Origin of the sequence: Pseudomonas mosselii, from assembly GCF_003205295.1 — a bacterium.
GTDB lineage: Bacteria > Pseudomonadota > Gammaproteobacteria > Pseudomonadales > Pseudomonadaceae > Aquipseudomonas > Aquipseudomonas mosselii_B.
The window spans coordinates 219,812-241,174 of record NZ_QJRP01000004.1; the positions used below are offsets into that span (position 1 = coordinate 219,812).

Genomic DNA, 21,363 nt, shown 5'->3' on the forward strand with positions numbered 1-21,363 from the left:
CAGGACGCAGGGAATGCGCACGATCATCACCGCCCCCATCTGTCTGCCACGGGCCAGGAGAGGCTGAAGGATGCCAGGCCGCCGCCCGCCACTGCTCGGCGAAGCCAGCTTTGCGTCGATTCGCCAGCGGGTCGTGCAGGCCACCGGCGTGCAACTGGCCGACGACCGCCGTGCCGTGGTCGCGGCGCGCCTGCACAAGCGCCTCAAGGTCCTGGGCCTTTCGGACTTCGAACGCTACCTCGCCTTGCTCGACAGCCCCCGGGGCGTGGACGAACACGAGCACCTGCTGCGCCTGCTGGTCGCCCGTGACAGCTATTTCTTTCGCGAGCATCGTCACTTCGAATGCCTGGCCCGCTGGCTGGCCGAACTCGACCACCCCGCACGCCTGTGGAGTGCCGCCTGCGCCACCGGCGAGGAGGCCTGGAGCCTGGCCATGGTCGCCGCCGAAAACGCCCGCCATCCCGGCTGGCAGGTGCTGGCGAGCGACTTCGACCCGCAACTGCTGGAAACCGCCGCTGCCGGCATCTACGACATCGCCCAGGCACGCTACTTCCCCGAAGGCTGGCTGGCCCGCCACTGCCTGTGCGGAGTCGGCGAGATGGCCGGGCGGCTGCGGGTCTCGACGGCCCTGCGCGAGCAGGTGCGCTTCGAAGCGCTCAACCTGATCCGGCCCCTGCCCGAACAGCTCGGCAGCTTCGACGTCATCCTGTTGCGCAACCTGTTGTCGAACCTGGCGCCACGGTACAAGAACGAGGTACTCCAGCGGCTGCTGGCACACCTGCGCCCCGGTGGCCTGATGATCATCGGTCACAGCGAGAGCGTCCACGCCCTGGGCCTGCCCCTGCGTCCACTACTGCCGTCGGTGTTCGAACGCCTATGATAAGAGGCACTGCCGCGCCCATCGGCAGACAAGGACTGATCGCGCAACCGCGCGGCAGTGCGCTTTCGGATCGAGCAGGCCTGCCGCCCCCCTTCCCTTGCGAAACAGGCCCTTATCCATGCCCTGCCGAATCCTGCTTGCCGATCACTCGCCGCTCTTCCGCGCCGGCCTGCGTGCCCTGCTTGAACAGAAGAAAGATTTCGTCGTGGTGGGCGACACCGGCGATGCCATGACGGCCGTGAGCCTCGCAGAAAAACTCAAGCCGGACATCGTGGTGCTCGACATGAGCGGCGAGCTGGACAGCCAGCAGGCCCTGCAGGAACTGTTCATCCGCGCCCCCGCCAGCCGGGTGCTGATGTTCTCGCCACGCTCGGAGCTCGAGCATGTGATGAGCTGCCTGCAGCTGGGCGCCCATGGCTTTCTGCTCAAGAACGCCACGGTGAGCGAACTGGAACAGGCCCTGCAGACCCTGCGCGGTGGCGGTCAGTACCTGTCGTCGGCGGTGCTGCCGATGGTCATCGGCCAGGCCCTGAAACACAGCCGCAAGCGCGTCGTCAGCCAGGTCCAGACACCGCCGCTGACCACCCGCCAGCTGGAGATCCTGCGCCTGATCGCCCGTGGCGAGACCACCCGCTCCATCGCCGACGGCCTGGGCCTGAGCATCAAGACCGTCGAGGCCCATCGTTCGCAGATCATGCACCGTCTGCAGATCCACGATGTGCCCGGCCTGGTGCTGTTCGCCGTGCGCGAGGGGATCATTCGCCTCAACGATTGAGCGACAGCCCGGCGAGGATCAGCTGCAGCGTCTCCGGCAGCACCACCGGACGGCCCGAGGCCCGCTCGATGAAGACCTGCACCACGCTCCCCGCCGCGCAGGCCTCGGCCTCGCCCGGACGGAACAGCGCCAGGCGGAACTCCACGGTACTGCCTGCCAGGCGCGTCACGCCCAGGCCCACCTCGAGCACGTCGGGAAAGCCCGGCAAGGCGAAGAAGTCCGCCGCCGAGCTGACGACGAAGCCGGCCAGCTCACCGTCGCGCAGGTCCAGTTCGGCCTGTTCGACCAGGAAGGCCTGGATGGCGGTTTCGAAGAAGGCATGCACGGTGGCGCCGGCGAGGTGACCGTTGTGGTCGTTGTCCTGCGGACGGGTGAGGATGGGGTGGAAATGGGAGAAGGCGGAGCGTTGGGGGGATTCTGTCATGAGGCATCTGCTTTCTGGTGGGTGCCCTGCAAGTGAAACAGATTCTGGCCGTGCTGTATTGATGCAGCAATCCAGCAGACCTTCAGGAACGGCGTGTAAATCCTATAGAAGCTGGCTTTCCCTGCAATAGCCTCAGTAGGTAGACACAGCACCCAAAGCAGGCTTTCAAATACGAAAAAGCCGCCCCGAAGGGCGGCTTTTCGTCCGAACCGGCTGCAGCTTACAGCTGCGGACCAGCGGCCTTGATGGCATCGGAAACGTCGAACTTCTTGAAGTTCTCGGTGAACAGCGTGGCCAGGCCCTTGGCAGCTTCGTCGTAGGCAGCCTTGTCAGCCCAGGTGTTGCGCGGGTTGAGCAGTTCGGTCTCGACGCCTGGAACAGCCTTCGGCACATCCAGGTTGATGATGTCCAGGTGCTCGGTTTCTGCACCGACCAGAGCGCCGCTCTGGATGGCAGCAATCACACCACGGGTGGTCGGGATGCTGAAGCGCTTGCCGACGCCGTAGCCACCACCAGTCCAGCCAGTGTTGACCAGGTAGACCTTGGAACCGAACGCCTTGATACGCTTGATCAGCAGTTCGGCGTAAACACCGGCCGGGCGTGGGAAGAACGGTGCGCCGAAGCAGGTGGAGAAGGTCGACTTGATGCCGCTGCCCGAACCCATTTCGGTGGAACCGACCAGTGCGGTGTAGCCGGACAGGAAGTGGTAGGCCGCCTGCTCGTTGTTCAGGATCGACACCGGAGGCAGTACGCCGGTCAGATCGCAGGTCAGGAAGATGACCGCGTTCGGCTCGCCGCCCAGGTTCTTCTCGGAGACCTTGGCTACGTGGGTCAGCGGGTAGGCTGCGCGGCTGTTCTGGGTCAGGCTCACGTCTGCGTAGTCGGCGTGCTTGGCATCGTCGATGACGACGTTTTCCAGCACTGCGCCGTGCTTGATGGCTTTCCAGATGACCGGCTCGTTCTTCTCGGAGAGGTCGATGCACTTGGCATAGCAACCGCCTTCGATGTTGAAGACCACACCCTCACCCCAGCCGTGCTCGTCGTCACCGATCAGGTAACGGCTTTCGTCGGCCGACAGGGTGGTCTTGCCGGTGCCGGACAGGCCGAAGAACAGGGTGACGTCACCCGCTTCGCCGATGTTGGCGGCGCAGTGCATCGGCAGCACGTCGGCGGCCGGCAGCAGGAAGTTCTGCACCGAGAACATGGCTTTCTTCATTTCACCGGCGTAACGCATGCCGGCGATCAGCACCTTCTTCTGGGCGAAGTTGATGATCACGCAGCCATCGGAGTTGGTGCCGTCACGCTCTGGCACGCACTCGAAGTTGGCGACGTTGAGGATCTGCCACTCGCCACGGCCAGCCGGGTTGTACTGCTCGGGGTTGATGAACAGGCAACGGCCGAACAGGTTCTGCCAGGCGGTCTGGGTGGTCATCTTGACCGGCAGGTAGTGCTCGGCCGCGGCGCCTACGTGAACGTAGGAAACGAAGTGATCCTGGGCGTTGTTGAACGCCTCGACGCGGTCCCACAGGGCATCGAACTTGTCGGCCGGGAACTTGCGGTTGATCGGGCCCCAGCCAATCTGGTCCTGGGTGGAAGGCTCTTCGACGATGAACCGGTCAGCCGGCGAACGGCCGGTGCGGTGACCGGTTTCCACCACCAGCGCGCCAGTATCGGCCAGCACGCCTTCACCGCGGGACAGCGCTTCTTTTACCAGCTCATCGACGCTCAGGTCGGTGTACACGGTGTTGTTGGCTTGCGTCATGAGATACCCCATCCGGCCCGAGGCCGAGTGCTCCAAACGTTTTGTAGTCGTCTCGAAAAAACTACTACAGCGAAAAAAGTGGCCGGATTATGCCAGAAACGCCCAAAAAAAGTAGGCCCCTCCTGTCAGAACTGCGTTTTTGCGCAATTCGACAGGAGATTATCCTGTAGTGAACCGTTTCAGTGCTGAGTTTCTGACGGCGCCTCGGTGCCGCCACCAGCAAACAATTGCGCCACATCGCTTGCATCGAAGAGATAGCGCTCGTTGCAGAACTGGCAATCGATCTCGACCTGGCCGCCGCACTCGGCCACCAGCGCCTTGGCATCCTGCTCGCCGAGGCTGACCAGGGCGTTAGCGGAACGCTCGCGCGAGCAGCTGCAACGGAAGCGTAGTGGCTGGATATCGAACAGGCGAACCGCGTCCTCGTGGTACAGGCGATGCAGTACGGTTTCGTTGTCCAGGCCGAGCAGTTCCTCGACCTTCACGGTGTTGGCCAGGGCCTTGACGTGTGCCCAGCTTTCCTCGCGCTCCTCGCTGTCCTTGTGGATCTCGGCCGGTAGCTGCTGCACCAGCAGGCCACGGGCGCGGGCGCCATCGGCGGCCAGGGAGATGCAGGTGTTCACCTGCTGCGACATGACGAAGTAGTTGGTGAAGCACTCCGACAGGTCCTTGCCGTCCAGCTCGACAGTGCCTTGGTAACGCTGGCCGTTGACCGGAATGATGGTCAACACCAGGTGACCGCCCGGCATCAGGTCGGCAAGGGCGGCATCCGCCTTGATCTGATCGGCCTCGTAGCGCGCCAGGCCACGGATGTCGTGCTCGCTGGTGTACTCGATGGCCAGCAGCGGCACCGGGCCCTGGGACTGCGCCTGGAGCACCAGCAACCCGTCGAACTTCAGGGTGCCGACCAGCAGCGCGGCGGCGGCCATAAGCTCACCCAGCAGGTGCTGCACAGGCTGCGGGTAGTCGTGCTTGGCCAGCACCTCGGCGTAGCTGCGTTCCAGCGCGACCATCTCGCCGCGGGCGTCGCGGTCGTCGAACAGGAAGCGTTGGGTGAAATCGGTATCTGGCAAGTCGCTCATGGTTGTCTGGCTTTCTAAAAATGATTACAAAATAATTACAGGAGACTGAAAGGTCCGTCGCAGAGCGCTCAAAAAGCACTCATAACCCGCTGGATATCGAGGTATTTTATGGATAATCGCCCACTGTTCCAAGCAAGGTGGTCTTGGGGACCGTTGGCAGCCTGCACCCTGTTGCCCATCGCACTACTGTGTTTCTGGTTGTGGCCCGTTGGCCAGATCCTGTGCCTGACTTTCGACGAGTGGCTGTTCCACAGCCTCAATGCACCACTGGCCGACAACCTGGTCTGGCGGTCGATCTGGGCAGTCGGCAGCCTGCGCCCCTTCGACATCCTGGTCGGCCTGATCATGCTGTCGCTGCTGATCCGCGGCGATTGGGTATTCAAGGCTACCCAGGTGCGCCAGGCTTTTTTCGGCTTTTTGGTGACCCTACTCCTCTTAGTGGTGATTCGCGCGCTGTTTTCCAAGTGGGTCAGCGCAATGGGCTGGCAACACAACAGCCCGTCGATGGTGTTCGACAACGCTGTGCACCTGAGCGACTTCTATCCGCACATGGAAGCGAAGTGGGAGCTGAAGGACCGTTCCAGCCAGAGTTTTCCGGGTGACCACGCCTCGGTGCTGCTGATCTGGGCATTGTTCATGAGCCTGTTCAGCCGCCGCCTGGTGCAGCACCTGGTGATCTGGGCACTGGCCTTGCTGTTCATGATGCCTCGCCTCGTAGCCGGCGCCCACTGGGGGCAGGACGACTACATCGGCGGCCTGCTGATGGCAGTGCTGGCCCTGGGCTGGAGCTGCCACACACCCTTGGCGGCCACGGCCAGCGCGGCGCTGGTGCGGTGGACAGCGCCACTGTTCAACCTACTGGGCAAATTGCCGTTGGTCGGGCGAATGAGCGTGATTCGCGTCGCCTGATCCCTTTCATCGCGGGGCAAGCCCGCTCCCACGCTGGTGACGCTTTTGTGGGGAGCGGGCTTGCCCTGCGATGATCACTCGAAACTGCCGTGCAGCTGGTGAATCTGTCGACGCTGCTTCTTGTTCGGTCGCCCATCGGTGGTCACGCCCATTGCCCCCGCCTTGCGCAGCTCGGCGGCCTGCTCACGACGCTTCACACTCTCGGCGGTTTCTTCATACAGCGTCTGCGCCTCCGGCGCGCCGCGCCGCACTACCGCCAACGCCCTCACCACCACCGTGCGCTCGTCGAACCCGGTACGCAGCACGAACTCGTCGCCCACCCGCGGCTCCTTGCCCGGCTTGCAGCGCTCGCCGCGACAGTGCACCTTGCCGCTTTCGATGGCCGCCTTGGCCAGGGCGCGGGTCTTGTAGAAACGCGCTGCCCACAGCCATTTGTCCAGGCGCACCTTGTCGTCGTCTTCCGGCTTTTGTGCCATCGTCTTTCCTCGAATTCTGTCTTTCACGGAACTGTACTACCGTCACTGACGGATGCAAAAAGTCCGTGCCGTCATTACAGTTCACCTCCTTATCCGCAGGGCACGCTTCGTGAAGACATTTGACCACCTGACTGTGATCGGCCTGCGCGAGTGGGTCGCCCTGCCCGGCCTCGGCGTCGCCGGCCTGCGCGCCAAGATCGACACCGGCGCCAGCACCTCCAGCCTGCATGCCACCGAGGTCGAGCCGTTCGAGCGCGATGGCGTGCCGTGGGTACGTTTCACCGCGCACCTGGGCTCGGTGGTGCAACTGCGCCACCGCCGCTGCGAGGCGCCGCTGGTAACCATGAAGACCATCAAGAGCTCCAATGGCCATGCCCAGACCCGCTACGTGATCCGCACGCCCCTGGCGCTCGGTGACCGGGTCTGGGAGGTCGAATTCACCCTGGCCTGCCGCAGGAGCATGCGCTATCGGCTGCTGCTCGGTTCGAAGGCGCTCATCCACGGTCAACTGGTGGTCAACCCCGGCCTCAAGTACGTTCAGGACAAACCGGCCTTTGCGGCCACCCTTTCCCCTGTCACAGGTGCTGCATGAAGATCGCTGTGCTGTCGCGCAATCCGCGTCTGTATTCCACCCGCCGCCTGGTCGAGGCCGGTACTCAGCGGGGCCACGAAGTGGTGGTGATCGACACGCTCCGGGCCTACATGAACATCGCCAGCCACAAGCCGCAGATCCATTACCGCGGCAAACCGCTGGAAGGTTTCGATGCGGTGATCCCGCGCATCGGCGCCTCGGTTACCTTCTATGGCTGCGCGGTGCTGCGCCAGTTCGAGATGATGGGTGTGTACCCGCTCAACGAGTCGGTGGCCATCGCCCGCTCGCGGGACAAGCTACGCTCGCTGCAATTACTGTCTCGACGTGGCATCGGGTTGCCGATCACCGGTTTCGCCCACTCGCCGGACGACATCCCCGACCTGATCCAGATGGTCAACGGCGCGCCGCTGGTGATCAAGGTGCTCGAAGGCACCCAGGGCATCGGCGTGGTGCTGTGCGAGACCACCAAGGCCGCCGAATCGGTGATCGAGGCTTTCATGGGCCTGAAGCAGAACATCATGGTCCAGGAATACATCAAGGAGGCCGGAGGCGCCGACATCCGCTGCTTCGTGGTGGGCGACAAGGTGATTGCCTCAATGAAGCGCCAGGCCAAGCCGGGCGAGTTTCGCTCCAACCTGCACCGCGGTGGCGTGGCCAGCCTGATCAAGATCACCCCCGAGGAGCGCATGACCGCCATTCGTGCGGCGAAGGTCATGGGCCTGAGCGTGGCAGGTGTGGATATCCTGCGTTCCAATCACGGGCCGTTGGTGATGGAGGTGAACTCATCGCCGGGGCTGGAAGGTATCGAGGTGACCACCGGCAAGGACGTGGCCGGGATGATCATCGAGCACCTGGAGAAGAACAGCGGGCCGAATCAGACCCGGACCAAAGGCAAGGGTTAAACACATCGCAGGGCAAGCGCGCTCCCACCTGTCGTGGGAGCGCGCTTGCCCTGCGATTGATTTCACACAGCGTTACGCGGCAACAACAACCCCAGCGGCAACCTCACCCGCGCCTCGATTCCGCCGCCAGAGCGGTTGCGCAACTCCACATTGCCACCATGCTGCGCGGCGATGCGCTTGACGATCGCCAGCCCCAGCCCGGTGCCCTTGCCGCCCCGGGCCCGGTCGCCACGGATGAACGGGTTGAAGATGGTCTCCAGCTCCGACTCGTCGATGCCAGCACCACGGTCCAGCACACTGAGCACCACGTAGGGTGCACTCTGGTCGCCCGACACATAGGCCGCCACCTCCACGCCCTTGCCAGCATGATGCAGGGCGTTGCCGATCAGGTTGCCCAGCATGCGCTTGAGCGACACCCGGCGCAGCGGGAACGGCGGGATCGGCTCAAGACACAGGCGCACCTGCTCCTTGTGCTGGTTGTAGGGCGCAACCACTTCGTAGATCAGGTCGTTGAGGTCGACTTCCTCAACCGGCTCGTCGCGCCCGTCCCGAATGAATGCCAGGAACTGGTCGAGGATCGCGTCCATGTCCTCGATATCGCGGACCATGTCCTCGCTTAGGTCGCTGTCGTTGTCCATCAGCGACAGCGACAGGCGCAGCCGGGTCAGCGGCGTGCGCAGGTCATGGGACACCCCGGCCAGCATGAGCTCGCGCTCGCGTCCGGCCTGCTCGACATCCTCGGCCATCTGGTTGAACGCCCGGTACACCTCGGTCATCTCGCTGGGGGTGTCGCTGATCGGCAGCCGTACGCTGCGTCCCTGGCCCAGCTGGCGGGCGGCGAACACCAGGCGCTTGAGCGGCTGGTTGAGCTGGCGCACGAAGATCCAGGCCGATGCCGTGGACAGCAGGCCGATGGCCAGGAACCAACCGAGCACGTTCCAGATCTTCTGCCCACGCAGCGGGTGCGGATACAGCGGTACCTTGAGCCAGCCCGGGCCCAGACTCGGGGCATTCACCCACAGCGCGGGCGGTGCGTGGATACGCAGGCGCACCTCGGTGTCGTCGCCCAGTTCGGCCTGCATCTGGCGCTGGTAGATCTCGCTGTAGGGCCAATGCTGCTCGCCCTCCGGCACGCCGGCGCCGGTCACCCGGATCAGGCCGGCCGCCTCGGCGATCTGGTCACGGTTCTCTTCATCCGCGGCCCAGTAGGCGCGCAGCGTCAGGGCCACGCCGTGGCTGTACTGGCGGTCGACCAGCACGTCCTCGTTCATCAGCAGGTACACGAGCGTCAGTGCCTTGGAGAACAGCACGACGATCAGCACCAGCCAGAGGGTGCGGGCGAAGAAGCTTTGCGGGAACCAGAGAGGCGTTTTCATCGATCAACTACTGTGCTGAAAAGGCCGGTCGCCATAGACGAAAACAGGGCGACCCGCGTGGGTCGCCCTGCTGCGCCCTGACAAGCCGGCAGGCTCATTTGCCGGCGTTTCCGTCCGGCACGAAGACGTAGCCCACACCCCATACGGTCTGGATGTAGCGTGGCTTGGACGGATCAGGCTCGATCATCCGGCGCAGGCGCGAGATCTGCACATCGATGGAGCGCTCCAGGGCGTCCCACTCACGGCCACGGGCCAAATTCATCAGTTTGTCGCGGGTCAGCGGCTCGCGAGCATGCATCACCAGGGCCTTGAGCACGGCGAACTCGCCGGTGGTGAGCATGTGCGTCTCTTCGCCGCGCTTGAGCTCGCGAGTGGCCAGCGACAGCTCGTAATCGCCAAAGGTAACGGTCTCTTCCTCACTGCCTGGCGCGCCCGGCACGCTCGGGGACTGGCGGCGCAGCACGGCCTTGACCCGGGCCACCAACTCGTCGGGGTTGAACGGCTTGGCCAGGTAGTCGTCGGCGCCCAGCTCCAGGCCCTTGATACGGCTGAGTTCATCGCCTTTGGCGGTGAGCATGATGATCGGGATCTGGTTGTTCGACGCGCGCAGGCGCTTGCACGCGGACAGGCCGTCCTCACCCGGCAGCATCAGGTCGAGGACCACCAGGTTGAATACTTCACGGGCCAGCAGGCGGTCCATCTGTTCGACGTTGGGCACGGTGCGGACACGGAAGCCCTTGCTGGTGAAGAAACGGTCCAGCAGGCTGCTCAGGCCCGGGTCGTCGTCGACGATGAGAATCTTGTCGCCTTCTACGGCGTTTGCGGTGCTGGTCATGAATTACTCCTCTGATATCGCCGCGCATTATGGCGTAGCCACTGCAGCGCGTGCCGTGTGCATTGTTAGCAGATTTTTCCCGGCATGCCACCTTCGCCCCCCGCCGGCTGGTGCCGTGCCATCACCGCAAGCCCGGCGCGATGGGTATAATGCGCGGCTTTCACCCAGCGTCGCCGGGCATGAATGCCCACCCGCGGCCTTGCATTCACTATTTGTCAGGTGGTTTTCATGGACAGCATCAACAGCCGTATCGCCGAGGAACTGGGCGTACGCCCGCAACAGGTCGAAGCGGCCGTGGGCCTGTTGGACGAAGGCTCGACCGTGCCCTTCATCGCCCGTTACCGCAAGGAAGTGACCGGCAGCCTGGATGACACCCAACTGCGCCACCTGGAAGAGCGCCTGCGTTACCTGCGCGAGCTCGACGATCGTCGCGCCAGCATCCTGGCCAGCATCGAGGAGCAGGGCAAGCTGACCCCGGAGCTTGCCCGCGAGATCAAGCTGGCCGACACCAAGACCCGCCTCGAAGACCTGTACCTGCCGTACAAGCAGAAGCGCCGCACCAAGGGCCAGATCGCCCTGGAAGCCGGCCTGGGCGAGCTGGCCGACGGCCTGTTCAACGACCCGCAGCTGAACCCGGAAAGCGAAGCGGCGCGCTTCATCGACGCGGAAAAAGGCGTGGCCGACGTCAAGGCCGCCCTGGAAGGTGCCAAGTACATCCTCATGGAGCGCTTCGCCGAGGACGCCGCCCTGCTCGACAAGCTGCGCAGCTTCCTCAAGCAGGAGGCGGTGCTGACCGCCCGCGTGGTCGCCGGCAAGGAAGAGGAAGGCGCCAAGTTCCGCGACTACTTCGCCCATGACGAACTGCTGCGCACCGCGCCGTCGCACCGTGCCCTGGCAATCTTCCGCGGGCGCAACGAAGGCGTGCTGAGCGCCTCGCTGAAAGTCGGCGAGGAGCTGCCGGGCACCCTGCACCCGTGCGAGCTGATGATCGGCCAGCAGGTCGGCATCGAGAACCGCAACCGCCCGGCCGACAAGTGGCTGGGCGAGGTGGTGCGCTGGACCTGGAAGGTCAAGCTGTACACCCACCTGGAAACCGACCTGTTCGGCGAGCTGCGCGACAACGCCGAAGGCGAGGCGATCAACGTCTTCGCCCACAACCTGCACGACCTGCTGCTGGCCGCCCCGGCCGGTCCGCGCGCAACGCTTGGCTTCGACCCGGGCCTGCGCACCGGCTGCAAGATCGCCGTGGTCGACGCCACCGGCAAGCTACTCGACCACACCACGGTCTACCCGCACGCGCCGAAGAACGACTGGGACCGCACCATTTCCATCATGGCCGCGCTGTGCGCCAAGCACTCGGTCGAGCTGATCGCCATCGGCAACGGCACCGCCAGCCGCGAAAGCGACAAGCTGGTGGCCGAGCTGGTCAAGAAGTACCCGGCCCTGAAGATCACCAAGATCATGGTCTCCGAGGCCGGCGCCTCGGTGTACTCGGCTTCCGAGCTGGCTGCCCGCGAGTTCCCGGACCTGGATGTGTCGATCCGTGGCGCCGTGTCCATCGCCCGCCGCCTGCAGGACCCGCTGGCCGAACTGGTGAAGATCGACCCGAAATCCATCGGTGTCGGCCAGTACCAGCACGACGTGTCGCAGGTGAAGCTGGCCCGCGGCCTGGACGCCGTGGTCGAGGACTGCGTGAACGCCGTAGGCGTCGACGTCAACACCGCTTCCGTGGCCCTGCTGACGCGCATCTCCGGCCTCAACGCGACCCTGGCGCAGAACATCGTCGCCCACCGCGACGCCAACGGCCCGTTCGCCACCCGCGCCGCGCTGAAGAAAGTCAGCCGCCTGGGCGAGAAGACCTTCGAACAGGCCGCCGGCTTCCTGCGCGTGATGAACGGTGACAACCCGCTGGACGCCTCGGCGGTGCACCCGGAAGCCTACCCGCTGGTGCAACGCATCGCCGCCGACACCGACCGCGATATCCGCTCGCTGATCGGCGACAGCGGTTTCCTCAAGCGTCTGGATCCGAAGAAGTTCACTGACGAAAGCTTCGGTCTGCCAACCGTCACCGACATCCTCCAGGAGCTGGACAAGCCGGGCCGGGACCCGCGCCCGGAGTTCAAGACCGCCACCTTCCAGGACGGCGTCGAGGACCTCAAGGACCTGGAGCCGGGGATGATCCTCGAAGGCGTGGTGACCAACGTCACCAACTTCGGCGCCTTCGTCGATATCGGCGTGCACCAGGACGGCCTGGTGCACATCTCGGCGCTGTCCGAGAAGTTCGTCAAGGACCCGCGTGAAGCGGTCAAGGCCGGCGACGTGGTCAAGGTCAAGGTCATGGAAGTGGACATCCCGCGCAAGCGCGTCGGCCTGTCCATGCGCATGAGCGACACCCCGGGCGAGAAGGTCGAGGGCAACCGCGGTGGCAACCGTGGCAACGGCGGCAACCGCCAACAACAGGCACCGCGCCAGCGCGAGACCACCGCCGCCGCACCGGCCAATAACGCCATGGCGTCGCTGTTCGCCAACGCCAAGCAACTGAAGAAGAAGTGATGGACGTACCGAAAGCGTACGTCGAGAGCGCCTTCAGCCAGTTGCTGGGCTGCCGCCTGCAACGCCTGGACACAGGCGTCGCCGAGGTGGCCCTGGCGCTCGAGCCGCACCTGCGCAATCGTGGCCAGAAGCTGCACGGCGGGGCGATCTTCAGCCTGGTGGACATCGCCATGGGCCTGGCCTGCTCGGCCAGCCATGGCTTCGACCAGCAGAGCGTGACCATCGAGTGCAAGATCAACTACATGCGCGCCGTCAGCGAGGGTGAGGTGCTGTGCACCGCCCGGGTGCTGCACGCCGGGCGGCGCACGCTGGTGGTCGACGCCGACGTGCTTCAGGACGACAAGCTGGTGGCCAAGGCCCAGGGAACCTTCGCGGTTCTCTAGCTGACAGGCCCCCATCTGCGGTATTTTCGGCGTATTGCTGTACACCTGATCGCGGGACAAGCCCGCTCCCACGAATGCTCACAGGCTTTGTGGGAGCGGGCTTGTCCCGCGATCAGACGCATACAGGCCAGCGACGGAACCGCGTAAACCAGGCGACAACGCCAGTTCCTTTCCCAACTACCCTTGTAGACCGTCATCCCTACCCCCATATTGGGGCGACTGACGCGTGAAGGAATCCATCTTGAGCGACCTCCTCAACCGCCGCCTGAGCCTGCTCGGCGACAATATCGACCTGCTCAAGCAGTGCCTGCACGGCATTGAGCGCGAATGCCTGCGGGTGACCCACGACGGTCGCCTGGCCCAGACCCCGCACCCCGAGGCCCTGGGTTCGGCGCTGACCAACGAGCAGATCACCACCGACTATTCCGAGTCGCTGCTGGAGTTCATCACCCCGGCCCTGGCCGACCCGGCCAAGGTGCTCGAGAGCCTCGACCAGATCCACCGTTTCGTCTACACCAAGCTGGGCGACGAATACCTGTGGAGCCCGTCGATGCCCTGCGCGCTGCCGGCCGAGGAAGACATCCCGATCGCCGAATACGGCAGCTCGAACATCGGCAAGCTCAAGCACGTCTATCGCAAGGGCCTGGCCCTGCGTTACGGCCGTACCATGCAGTGCATCGCCGGCATCCACTACAACTTCTCCCTGCCCGAAGCGCTGTGGCCGTTGCTGCGCGATGCCGAAGGCGGCGAGCAGGACGACCGCGACTACCAGTCCTCGGCCTATATCGCGCTGATCCGCAACTTCCGCCGCTACAGCTGGCTGCTGATGTACCTGTTCGGCGCGTCCCCGGCTCTGGACAAAGGCTTCCTGCGCGGCCGCCCGCACCAGCTCGAAGAGCTGGATGCCGATACCCTCTACCTGCCCTACGCCACCAGCTTGCGCATGAGCGACCTGGGCTACCAGAGCAACGCCCAGGCAGGCCTGACGCCCTGCTACAACAACCTGGCCAGCTACACCGACAGCCTGCGCAAGGCCGTCGGCACGCCCTACCCGCCCTATGTCGAGGTTGGCACGCACAAGGATGGCGAGTGGGTGCAGCTGAACACCAACATCCTGCAGATCGAGAACGAGTACTACTCGAACATCCGCCCCAAGCGCGTCACCTACACCGGCGAGCGGCCGATCCAGGCCCTGACCTCACGTGGCGTGCAGTACGTGGAAGTGCGCTGCCTGGATATCAACCCGTTCCTGCCGGTGGGTATCGACCTGACCGAGGCGCGCTTCCTCGACGCATTCCTGCTGTTCTGCGCCCTGGAAGAAAGCCCGCAGCTAGACAACGGCGAGTGCGGCCAATGCACCGACAACTTCCTCACCGTGGTCAAGGAGGGCCGTCGCCCAGGCCTGGAACTGCGCCGTGATGGTCAGCCGGTCGCGCTGAAGGAGTGGGCAAGCGAACTGATCGGGCAGATCGGCCAGCTGGCCGGGCTGCTCGACCGTGCCCAGGGCGGCAACGAGCACGCCAAGGCCCTGGAAGCGCAGCAGGCCAAGGTCGACGACCCTGAGCTGACGCCATCGGCCCAGGTGCTGGCGCGCATGACCGAGCACGACGAAAGCTTCGTCCAGTTCTCCCTGCGCCAGAGCCGCCTGCACGCCGAGAACTTCCGCGAGCAATCGCTGCCCGCCGAGCGCCAGCAGGCCTTCGAGACCCTCGCCCGCGAATCCCTGGCCGAGCAGTCGCGCCTGGAGCAGCAGGAAGTGGGTGACTTCGACCTGTTCGTCGGTGCCTACCAGGCCAGCATCCTGGCGATCAGCAACTGATGACCCGCCCCGCCTCTGCGCGCAAGCCACGCGCCAGCAGCCAGGCCAGGATCGAAGCGATCCTGGCCGCGGCCCGCGAGCTGCTGGCCGGGCAAGGGGTGGCGGCGCTGTCGATCTACAGCGTGGCCGAACGGGCGCAGATTCCGCCGTCGTCGGTGTATCACTTCTTCGCCAGCGTGCCGGCCTTGCTGGAGGCGCTGACCGCCGATGTGCATCGGGCTTTTCGCGAGGCCCTGAACGCGCCCATCGACAGCACCGCATTCAGTACCTGGCCGCAACTGTCGCGGCTGATCGAGCAGCGCATGCTCGACATCTACACCGAAGATGCCGCGGCGCGGCAGTTGATCCTGGCCCAGCATGGGCTGAGCGAAGTAGTGCAGGCCGACCGTCAGCACGACCTGGAGCTGGGCGAGCTGATGCACAGGCTGTTCGATCGGCATTTCCAGCTGCCGGCGATGCCTCGGGATGTGGATGTGTTCGCGTTGGCGATGGAACTGAGCGACCGGGTGTATGCCCGCTCGATGCAGTTGCATGAAGCGATCACGCCGCGCATGGCGGAAGAAGGGATGCGGGTGTTCGAGGCGTATCTGGGGCTGTATCTGCCGCCTTATCTGGCCAAGCGTACAGTTTGAGATCCTTGGGGCCGCTGCGCGGCCCAATCGCGACACAAGGCTGCTCCCACAGGAGAACGCGACTTCCGTGGGAGCGGCCTTGTGTCGCGATTGGGGCGCAAAGCGCCCCCCGATACCATCACAACTTGGCGATGGACACCTCGGTCGATTTCACGAAGGCGATCACCTCACTGCCGACCTGCAATTCCAGCTCCTTTACGGAACGGGTGGTGATCACCGAAGTGACGATACCGGAGGCGGTCTGCACGTCGATTTCCGACAGTACCGGGCCTTCGAGGATTTCCTTCACGGTGCCTTTGAACTGGTTGCGAACGTTGATGGCTTTGATGGTCATGGCGTCATTCCTTTTTGCGGCTTCGAGGATTCAATGAGCCCAACGCAACTGCGTGGGCAAGGGGGCTACAGGTTCCGGATCCGGCGGCGTGCCCGGGACGGACAGAACACGGTTGAGCACTTCGCTTTCCAGCGCCGCCAGGCGGTGCGAACCCCGCACCCGTGGCCGTGGCAGGTCGACGACCAGGTCCAGGCCGACGGCGCCGTCTTCGATCAGGATCACCCGGTCGGCCACGGCGACGGCTTCGCTGACGTCGTGGGTGACCAGCAACACGGTGAAGCCGTGCTGGCGCCACAGGCGCTCGATCAGTTGCTGCATTTCGATGCGGGTCAGGGCATCCAGCGCGCCCAATGGCTCGTCCAGCAGCAGCAGGCGCGGCTGGTGGATCAGCGCCCGGGCCAGGGCCACCCGCTGTTTCTGGCCACCGGACAACGCCGCCGGCCATTCGTTGGCGCGATCGACCAGGCCGACCGCCTCCAATGCCTCCAGGGCGCGGGGCCGCCAGTTGCCGGACAAGCCCAGGCCCACGTTGTCGATCACCTTCTTCCAGGGCAGCAGGCGCGCATCCTGGAACATCAGGCGGGTATCCTCGCGGGCCTCGGCCAGCGGCGCGGCCCCCGCCAGCAGTTGACCGGCGCTGGGTTGGTCGAGCCCGGCCAGCAGGCGCAGCAAAGTACTCTTGCCGCAGCCACTGCGACCGACGATGGCGACGAACTGGCCGGCCGGAATGTGCAGGTCGATGCCACGCAGCACTTCACGCTGGCCGAAGGTGCGACGCAGGTCCCGGGCCGCCAGGGGGATGCCACGCAGCAGGCGTGGCGGCTGTTCCTTGAGCACGGTCATCATGCGCCCTCCTTCTTCGCCACCTGGTACGCCGGGTGCCAGCGCAGCCACACCCGCTCCAGGCCCCGGGCGGCCAGGTCGGCCAGCTTGCCGAGCACCGCGTACAGGACGATGGCCAGCACCACAACATCGGTCTGCAGGAACTCGCGGGCGTTCATCGCCAGGTAGCCGATGCCGGCGTTGGCCGAGATGGTCTCGGCGACGATCAGCGTCAGCCACATGAAGCCCAGGGCGAAGCGCACGCCGACCAGGATCGAGGGCAGCGCTCCCGGCAGGATCACCTGGCGGAACAACGCGAAGCCAGACAGCCCGTAGCTGCGCGCCATCTCCACCAGCGCCGGATCGACATTGCGGATCCCGTGGTAGGTGTTCAGGTAGATGGGGAACAGCGTCCCCAGCGCCACCAGGAAGATCTTTGCCGACTCATCGATGCCGAACCACAGGATCACCAGCGGGATCAGCGCCAGGTGCGGCACGTTGCGGATCATCTGCACCGAGCTGTCGAGCAGGCGCTCGCCCCAGTTCGACAGGCCGGTGATGAAGCCCAGCAACAGGCCGAGGCTGCCGCCGATCACGAAGCCCAGGCCGGCACGCCAGCCGCTGATGGCCAGGTGGGTCCAGAGCTGGCCGCTGCGCACCAGCTCGACACCGGCACTGACCACTGCGCTCGGCGCGGGCAGGATGCGGGTCGACAGCCAGCCCGCGCTGACCGCCAGCTGCCATACCGCCAGCAGCAGGACCGGCAGGGCCCAGGGCGCCAAGCGCTTGGACCAGGTGGTTGGGGATGCTCGACTCATGGCCCCGGTCCTCAGCTCTGCGACACGGACTTGGGCAGGATGTCGTTGGCGACCATTTCACCGAACGGGCTCACGTAGCCACCGGTCTTCGGTTGTTCCGGGCGCTGCACGTCCAGGTGCGGGAACAGCAGCTCGGCGACGCGGTACGACTCTTCCAGGTGTGGATAACCGGAGAAGATGAACGTGTCGATGCCAAGATCAGCGTATTCCTTGACCCGCGCCGCGACGGTCGGGCCATCACCCACCAGCGCGGTGCCGGCACCGCCACGCACCAGGCCGACACCGGCCCACAGGTTCGGCGCCACTTCCAGCTTGTCGCGCTTGCCGCCATGCAGGGCGGCCATGCGTTGCTGGCCGACCGAGTCGAAGCGCGCCAGTGAAGCCTGGGCACGGGCGATGGTGTCATCGTCCAGGTGCGAGATGAGCATGTCGGCGGCGGCCCAGGCCTCCTCGTTAGTTTCCCGCACGATCACGTGCAAGCGGATGCCGAAGCGCACTTCACGGCCTTGGGCGGCAGCCTTCTCGCGCACCTGGGCGATCTTCTCGGCGACGGCCGCCGGCGGCTCGCCCCAAGTCAGGTACAGCTCGACCTGCTCGGCGGCCAGGTCCTGTGCGGCCTCGGAGGAGCCACCGAAGTACAGCGGCGGACGCGGCTGCTGGATCGGCGGGTAGAGCAGCTTGGCGCCTTTCACCTGGATGTGCTTGCCGTCGTAGTCAACGGTTTCGCCTTCGAGCACCTTGCGCCAGATACGGGTGAATTCCACCGACGCCTCGTAGCGTTCCTGATGGTTCAGGTGCAGGCCATCACCGGCCAGTTCGTCAGGATCACCGCCGGTCACCAGGTTGAACAGCGCACGCCCGTTGGACAGGCGATCCAGGGTGGCGGCCTGGCGCGCGGCCACGGTCGGCGAAATGATCCCCGGGCGCAGGGCCACCAGGAACTTCAGGCGCTCGGTCACCGGAATCAGCGACGCCGCCACCAGCCAGGAGTCCTCGCAGGAACGTCCGGTGGGGATCAGCACGCCGCCGAAGCCCAGGCGGTCGGCGGCCTGGGCGATCTGGCTCAGGTAGCCGTGGTCGACGGCGCGGGCGCCTTCGCTGGTGCCCAGGTACTTGCCGTCACCGTGGGTGGGGAGGAACCAGAAGATGTTAAGGCTCATTGGAGTTGTCTCCTCAAGGGTGGCTCATGCCGGAGCGGCGCCCCGGCGCAGGCGAATCGTTCAAGGCGCGCTGGCGACCTTGGCCGGGGGTGTCCAGATCACGTCCTTGATGCTCAAGGGCTTGGGAATCAGCTTCAGGGCCTGGAAGGTATCGGCGATCTTCTGCTGCGCGGCGATCACTTCCGGGGTCAGCGGCGCGGCGCCGTAGCCTTGGCGCTTGACCGAGGTCAGGGTGATGTCGGCGGGCAGGCCGAGCAGTGGCGCGACCTGGTCGGTGACCTGCTGCGGGTTGGCCCGGGACCATTCGCCCACGGCGCGCACTTCCTCGACCAGGGTGTTGATCACCGCCGGGTGCTGGGTCGCATAGCTGCGGGTGGCGAGGTAGAACTGGTGGTTGTCGACCAGGTCCTTGCCGTCACGCAGGGTGCGTGCCTGCAGCTGTTGTTCGGCAGCGGCCTGGTACGGATCCCAGATCACCCAGGCGTCGACGCTGCCGCGCTCGAAGGCGGCGCGGGCGTCGGCCGGTGGCAGGTAGACGGGCTGGATATCGGTGTACTTGAGGCCGGCGTCTTCAAGGGCGCGCACCAGCAGGTAGTGCACGTTGGAGCCCTTGTTGAGGGCCACTTTCTTGCCCTTGAGCTCTTTCACCGACTGGATCGTCGACCCCTTCGGCACCAGGATCGCCTCGCTGTGGGGGGCTGGCGGCTCATAGGCGACGTACAGCAGGTCGGCACCCGCGGCCTGGGCGAACACCGGCGGCGTTTCGCCGGTCACGCCGAAATCGATCGAGCCGACGTTGAGGCCTTCGAGCAGTTGCGGCCCGCCGGGGAACTCGGTCCATTGCACGTCGATGCCCTGCTCCTTCAGGCGCTTTTCCAGCGAGCCCTTGGCCTTGAGCAGCACCAGGGTGCCGTATTTCTGGTAACCAATGCGCAGGCTCTCGGCCTGGGCTTGAGTGATGGCGCCGAAGGACACAGCCGCCGCAAACAGGGCGACCAGACCGCGACGCAAGAAGACTGTGCGCATGGCGCTCTCCTGTGCGAATGGGTTCGGGTAGCACCTGCTTGCCTCGTTGACGGGCGAGTAAGGTGGGAAAAACGGTCAAGCGGTGTAGCGAGGGATCAGATGCTCCAACGGGCGCTGATCAGGCGTTCGTTGAGTTCGCCCGGTACCACCGGCCGAGGCCGGCGCGCCAGGGCGCTGTGGAACGTTTCCAGCGAATCCTGCAGGCGCTGCTCCAGGGCAGCGGCCAGTTGCGCGGGCCTGGCGCCTTCGCCGTAGGCGACCTGGCTGTCGTCGGCGAAGATCCCCTGCAGGGTCTCCTGCGCCTTGAGGGCCGACAGCACGGGCTTGAGGGCGTAGTCCACGGCCAGCATGTGGGCGATACTGCCGCCGGTGGCGATCGGCAGGACCACCTTGTGTTCCAGGGCACGCTCGGGCAGCAGGTCGAGCAAGGTCTTCAGGGCGCCGGCGAACGACGCCTTGTACACCGGGGTGGCAACCACCAGGCCATCGGCCTGGGCCACCAGTTCATTGAAGTGACGCACCTGCGGGCTGTCGAAGCGCGCGTGGAGCAGGTCCTCGGCGGGGAATTCCCGCACCTGGAAGGTCACCACCTCGACGCCGCGCTCCTGCAGCCAGTCGCGTGAGCGTTCTAGCAGCACGCCGGAGCGTGAACGAAGACTGGGGCTACCACCGACAGAAACAACCAGCATTGAAAGCGCTTCCTTCGATTCGATTGCAGGGCCGCGAGGGGTTGTCCCCGCTGGATGGAAGTGACATTAACAGTTCGTCATATATATCTATAAATCATATTTTTTCATTTATTTATTCCGTTTAGAGATATTACGTTATTTTCTCTGTAGGAGCGGCCTTGTGTCGCGAAAGGGCCGCGCAGCGGCCCCAGGATCTCAGCAGAAGTGCAGAAAATGCCGGGGCCGCTATGCGGCCCTTTCGCGACACAAGGCCGCTCCTACAGGGGATATGCGTAGCTTTCTGTCAGACATAAAAAAGGGCCGTCGAAACGGCCCGAAGATCCCTGCTTGGCTAAGAGCAATGCAACGAGCAATACCTCATCGATTCGGTTGCGGGGTCAGTCGCAGATAGGGTTTCACCGCCCGGTACCCTTTCGGGAAGCGCCGTTTGATTTCGTCCTCGTCCTTGAGCGAAGGCACGATCACTACCTCGTCGCCGTCCTGCCAGTTGCCTGGCGTGGCGACCTTGTAGTTGTCGGTCAGCTGCAGCGAGTCGATCACCCGCAGGATCTCGTTGAAGTTGCGCCCGGTACTGGCCGGATAGGTGATGGTCAGGCGCACCTTCTTGTTCGGGTCGATGACGAACAGCGAGCGCACGGTCAGGGTGTCGCTGGCGTTGGGGTGGATCAGGTCGTACAGGTCGGAGACCTTGCGGTCGGCATCGGCGATGATCGGGAAGTTGACCACGGTGTTCTGGGTCTCGTTGATGTCATCGATCCACTTGTGGTGCGAGTCGACCGGGTCCACCGACAGGGCGATGGCTTTTACGCCACGCTTGGCGAAGTCTTCCTTGAGCTTGGCGGTCAGGCCCAGCTCGGTGGTGCACACCGGGGTGAAGTCTGCCGGGTGGGAGAACAGCACGCCCCAGCTGTCGCCCAGCCATTCGTGGAAGCGGATCTTGCCGGCGCTGGAATCCTGTTCGAAATCGGGGGCGATATCGCCGAGTTTGAGGCTCATGGAAGCGGCTCCTGTGCTGTGTCTGGCCTTGTGGGTTCAATGTGCCTGCTTCCGAATAAAAATAAAAAGAATAAATATCGATTTATTTATAACCATTAGGCATACGGATTCGCAGACA

General features: G+C 64.7%; 22 protein-coding genes. 9 read left to right on the forward strand and 13 right to left on the reverse strand.

What is annotated here, in order from left to right:
* Positions 1-70: 70 nt before the first annotated feature.
* Positions 71-880, forward strand: coding sequence for a CheR family methyltransferase (locus DMX06_RS05870; RefSeq protein WP_110735501.1), 810 nt, complete (start codon positions 71-73; stop codon positions 878-880).
* Between the two features lie 118 nt (positions 881-998).
* On the forward strand, positions 999-1,655 hold the full coding sequence (locus tag DMX06_RS05875; protein ID WP_110735503.1) for a response regulator: 657 nt from the start codon (positions 999-1,001) through the stop codon (positions 1,653-1,655).
* Here the strand turns inward: DMX06_RS05875 and DMX06_RS05880 are convergent.
* The 3 genes from DMX06_RS05880 to hslO form a co-directional block, all read right to left on the reverse strand.
* Positions 1,645-2,079, reverse strand: coding sequence for an acyl-CoA thioesterase (locus DMX06_RS05880; protein ID WP_050703334.1), 435 nt, complete (start codon positions 2,077-2,079; stop codon positions 1,645-1,647). The genes DMX06_RS05875 and DMX06_RS05880 overlap by 11 nt on opposite strands.
* Positions 2,080-2,299: 220 nt before the next feature.
* Positions 2,300-3,841 (reverse strand): phosphoenolpyruvate carboxykinase, encoded by a 1,542-nt coding sequence (locus tag DMX06_RS05885; RefSeq protein ID WP_110735505.1) that lies wholly within the window; start codon positions 3,839-3,841, stop codon positions 2,300-2,302.
* Between the two features lie 179 nt (positions 3,842-4,020).
* Positions 4,021-4,923: an Hsp33 family molecular chaperone HslO gene (hslO, locus tag DMX06_RS05895; protein ID WP_110735507.1), complete on the reverse strand. Its 903-nt coding sequence runs from the start codon at positions 4,921-4,923 to the stop codon at positions 4,021-4,023.
* Between the two features lie 108 nt (positions 4,924-5,031).
* On the opposite strand from hslO, the gene DMX06_RS05900 reads away from it, so the two are divergent.
* Entirely contained in the window at positions 5,032-5,832 is an 801-nt protein-coding gene (locus DMX06_RS05900; RefSeq protein WP_110735509.1) for a phosphatase PAP2 family protein, read from the forward strand.
* 74 nt (positions 5,833-5,906) lie between these two features.
* On the opposite strand, the gene DMX06_RS05905 is transcribed toward DMX06_RS05900, so the two are convergent.
* The gene (locus DMX06_RS05905) at positions 5,907-6,308 is read right to left on the reverse strand and encodes an RNA-binding S4 domain-containing protein (RefSeq protein ID WP_110735511.1); all 402 of its coding nucleotides are present in this window, start codon (positions 6,306-6,308) and stop codon (positions 5,907-5,909) included.
* Between the two features lie 109 nt (positions 6,309-6,417).
* Between DMX06_RS05905 and rimB the strand changes: the two genes are divergently transcribed.
* The gene (rimB, locus tag DMX06_RS05910; protein ID WP_110735513.1) at positions 6,418-6,900 is read left to right on the forward strand and encodes a retropepsin-like aspartic endopeptidase RimB; all 483 of its coding nucleotides are present in this window, start codon (positions 6,418-6,420) and stop codon (positions 6,898-6,900) included.
* Entirely contained in the window at positions 6,897-7,802 is a 906-nt protein-coding gene (gene rimK / locus DMX06_RS05915) for a 30S ribosomal protein S6--L-glutamate ligase (RefSeq protein ID WP_011531656.1), read from the forward strand. Before rimB ends, rimK begins: the two co-directional genes overlap by 4 nt.
* A 62-nt stretch (positions 7,803-7,864) precedes the next feature.
* On the opposite strand, the gene DMX06_RS05920 is transcribed toward rimK, so the two are convergent.
* Both DMX06_RS05920 and ompR read right to left on the reverse strand, forming a co-directional pair.
* Complete coding sequence (locus DMX06_RS05920) at positions 7,865-9,178, reverse strand: ATP-binding protein (RefSeq protein WP_110735515.1); 1,314 nt, start codon at positions 9,176-9,178, stop codon at positions 7,865-7,867.
* 94 nt (positions 9,179-9,272) lie between these two features.
* Positions 9,273-10,013: an osmolarity response regulator transcription factor OmpR gene (gene ompR, locus DMX06_RS05925; RefSeq protein WP_110735517.1), complete on the reverse strand. Its 741-nt coding sequence runs from the start codon at positions 10,011-10,013 to the stop codon at positions 9,273-9,275.
* 228 nt (positions 10,014-10,241) lie between these two features.
* Between ompR and DMX06_RS05930 the strand changes: the two genes are divergently transcribed.
* From DMX06_RS05930 to DMX06_RS05945, 4 genes are all read left to right on the forward strand, one after another.
* Positions 10,242-12,566: a Tex family protein gene (locus DMX06_RS05930; RefSeq protein ID WP_110735519.1), complete on the forward strand. Its 2,325-nt coding sequence runs from the start codon at positions 10,242-10,244 to the stop codon at positions 12,564-12,566.
* Positions 12,566-12,949, forward strand: coding sequence for a PaaI family thioesterase (locus tag DMX06_RS05935; RefSeq protein WP_110735521.1), 384 nt, complete (start codon positions 12,566-12,568; stop codon positions 12,947-12,949). The genes DMX06_RS05930 and DMX06_RS05935 overlap by 1 nt, the downstream gene beginning before the upstream one ends.
* Before the next feature lie 241 nt (positions 12,950-13,190).
* Positions 13,191-14,768, forward strand: coding sequence for a glutamate--cysteine ligase (gene gshA / locus DMX06_RS05940; RefSeq protein ID WP_181427784.1), 1,578 nt, complete (start codon positions 13,191-13,193; stop codon positions 14,766-14,768).
* Positions 14,768-15,400, forward strand: a complete 633-nt coding sequence (locus tag DMX06_RS05945; protein WP_110735526.1) for a TetR/AcrR family transcriptional regulator — start codon at positions 14,768-14,770, stop codon at positions 15,398-15,400. Before gshA ends, DMX06_RS05945 begins: the two co-directional genes overlap by 1 nt.
* Positions 15,401-15,518: 118 nt before the next feature.
* On the opposite strand, the gene DMX06_RS05950 is transcribed toward DMX06_RS05945, so the two are convergent.
* The 7 genes from DMX06_RS05950 to DMX06_RS05980 form a co-directional block, all read right to left on the reverse strand.
* The gene (locus tag DMX06_RS05950; RefSeq protein WP_008095172.1) at positions 15,519-15,734 is read right to left on the reverse strand and encodes a TOBE domain-containing protein; all 216 of its coding nucleotides are present in this window, start codon (positions 15,732-15,734) and stop codon (positions 15,519-15,521) included.
* Between the two features lie 30 nt (positions 15,735-15,764).
* On the reverse strand, positions 15,765-16,577 hold the full coding sequence (gene ssuB, locus DMX06_RS05955) for an aliphatic sulfonates ABC transporter ATP-binding protein (protein WP_110735529.1): 813 nt from the start codon (positions 16,575-16,577) through the stop codon (positions 15,765-15,767).
* Positions 16,577-17,374, reverse strand: coding sequence for an aliphatic sulfonate ABC transporter permease SsuC (gene ssuC, locus DMX06_RS05960; protein WP_110735531.1), 798 nt, complete (start codon positions 17,372-17,374; stop codon positions 16,577-16,579). The genes ssuB and ssuC overlap by 1 nt, the downstream gene beginning before the upstream one ends.
* Before the next feature lie 11 nt (positions 17,375-17,385).
* Positions 17,386-18,534, reverse strand: coding sequence for an FMNH2-dependent alkanesulfonate monooxygenase (ssuD, locus tag DMX06_RS05965; RefSeq protein WP_110735533.1), 1,149 nt, complete (start codon positions 18,532-18,534; stop codon positions 17,386-17,388).
* A gap of 60 nt (positions 18,535-18,594) precedes the next feature.
* Positions 18,595-19,560, reverse strand: a complete 966-nt coding sequence (locus tag DMX06_RS05970) for a sulfonate ABC transporter substrate-binding protein (protein WP_110735535.1) — start codon at positions 19,558-19,560, stop codon at positions 18,595-18,597.
* A 95-nt stretch (positions 19,561-19,655) separates the two neighbouring features.
* Positions 19,656-20,249, reverse strand: a complete 594-nt coding sequence (gene ssuE / locus DMX06_RS05975; protein ID WP_110735537.1) for an NADPH-dependent FMN reductase — start codon at positions 20,247-20,249, stop codon at positions 19,656-19,658.
* Positions 20,250-20,606: 357 nt separating this feature from the next.
* Positions 20,607-21,245 carry a peroxiredoxin gene (locus DMX06_RS05980; protein ID WP_028689219.1) on the reverse strand — a complete coding sequence of 213 codons (639 nt, stop codon included), beginning with the start codon at positions 21,243-21,245 and terminating at the stop codon, positions 20,607-20,609.
* Positions 21,246-21,363: the final 118 nt, after the last annotated feature.

Coding starts and splice junctions, on each gene's coding strand:
- DMX06_RS05870 (WP_110735501.1), top strand. CDS start 71: ATGCCAGGCCGCCGCCCGCCACTGCTCGGCGAAGCCAGCTTTGCGTCG.
- DMX06_RS05875 (WP_110735503.1), top strand. CDS start 999: ATGCCCTGCCGAATCCTGCTTGCCGATCACTCGCCGCTCTTCCGCGCC.
- DMX06_RS05880 (WP_050703334.1), bottom strand. CDS start 2,079: ATGACAGAATCCCCCCAACGCTCCGCCTTCTCCCATTTCCACCCCATC.
- DMX06_RS05885 (WP_110735505.1), bottom strand. CDS start 3,841: ATGACGCAAGCCAACAACACCGTGTACACCGACCTGAGCGTCGATGAG.
- hslO (WP_110735507.1), bottom strand. CDS start 4,923: ATGAGCGACTTGCCAGATACCGATTTCACCCAACGCTTCCTGTTCGAC.
- DMX06_RS05900 (WP_110735509.1), top strand. CDS start 5,032: ATGGATAATCGCCCACTGTTCCAAGCAAGGTGGTCTTGGGGACCGTTG.
- DMX06_RS05905 (WP_110735511.1), bottom strand. CDS start 6,308: ATGGCACAAAAGCCGGAAGACGACGACAAGGTGCGCCTGGACAAATGG.
- rimK (WP_011531656.1), top strand. CDS start 6,897: ATGAAGATCGCTGTGCTGTCGCGCAATCCGCGTCTGTATTCCACCCGC.
- DMX06_RS05920 (WP_110735515.1), bottom strand. CDS start 9,178: ATGAAAACGCCTCTCTGGTTCCCGCAAAGCTTCTTCGCCCGCACCCTC.
- ompR (WP_110735517.1), bottom strand. CDS start 10,013: ATGACCAGCACCGCAAACGCCGTAGAAGGCGACAAGATTCTCATCGTC.
- DMX06_RS05930 (WP_110735519.1), top strand. CDS start 10,242: ATGGACAGCATCAACAGCCGTATCGCCGAGGAACTGGGCGTACGCCCG.
- DMX06_RS05935 (WP_110735521.1), top strand. CDS start 12,566: ATGGACGTACCGAAAGCGTACGTCGAGAGCGCCTTCAGCCAGTTGCTG.
- DMX06_RS05945 (WP_110735526.1), top strand. CDS start 14,768: ATGACCCGCCCCGCCTCTGCGCGCAAGCCACGCGCCAGCAGCCAGGCC.
- DMX06_RS05950 (WP_008095172.1), bottom strand. CDS start 15,734: ATGACCATCAAAGCCATCAACGTTCGCAACCAGTTCAAAGGCACCGTG.
- ssuB (WP_110735529.1), bottom strand. CDS start 16,577: ATGACCGTGCTCAAGGAACAGCCGCCACGCCTGCTGCGTGGCATCCCC.
- ssuC (WP_110735531.1), bottom strand. CDS start 17,374: ATGAGTCGAGCATCCCCAACCACCTGGTCCAAGCGCTTGGCGCCCTGG.
- ssuD (WP_110735533.1), bottom strand. CDS start 18,534: ATGAGCCTTAACATCTTCTGGTTCCTCCCCACCCACGGTGACGGCAAG.
- DMX06_RS05970 (WP_110735535.1), bottom strand. CDS start 19,560: ATGCGCACAGTCTTCTTGCGTCGCGGTCTGGTCGCCCTGTTTGCGGCG.
- ssuE (WP_110735537.1), bottom strand. CDS start 20,249: ATGCTGGTTGTTTCTGTCGGTGGTAGCCCCAGTCTTCGTTCACGCTCC.
- DMX06_RS05980 (WP_028689219.1), bottom strand. CDS start 21,245: ATGAGCCTCAAACTCGGCGATATCGCCCCCGATTTCGAACAGGATTCC.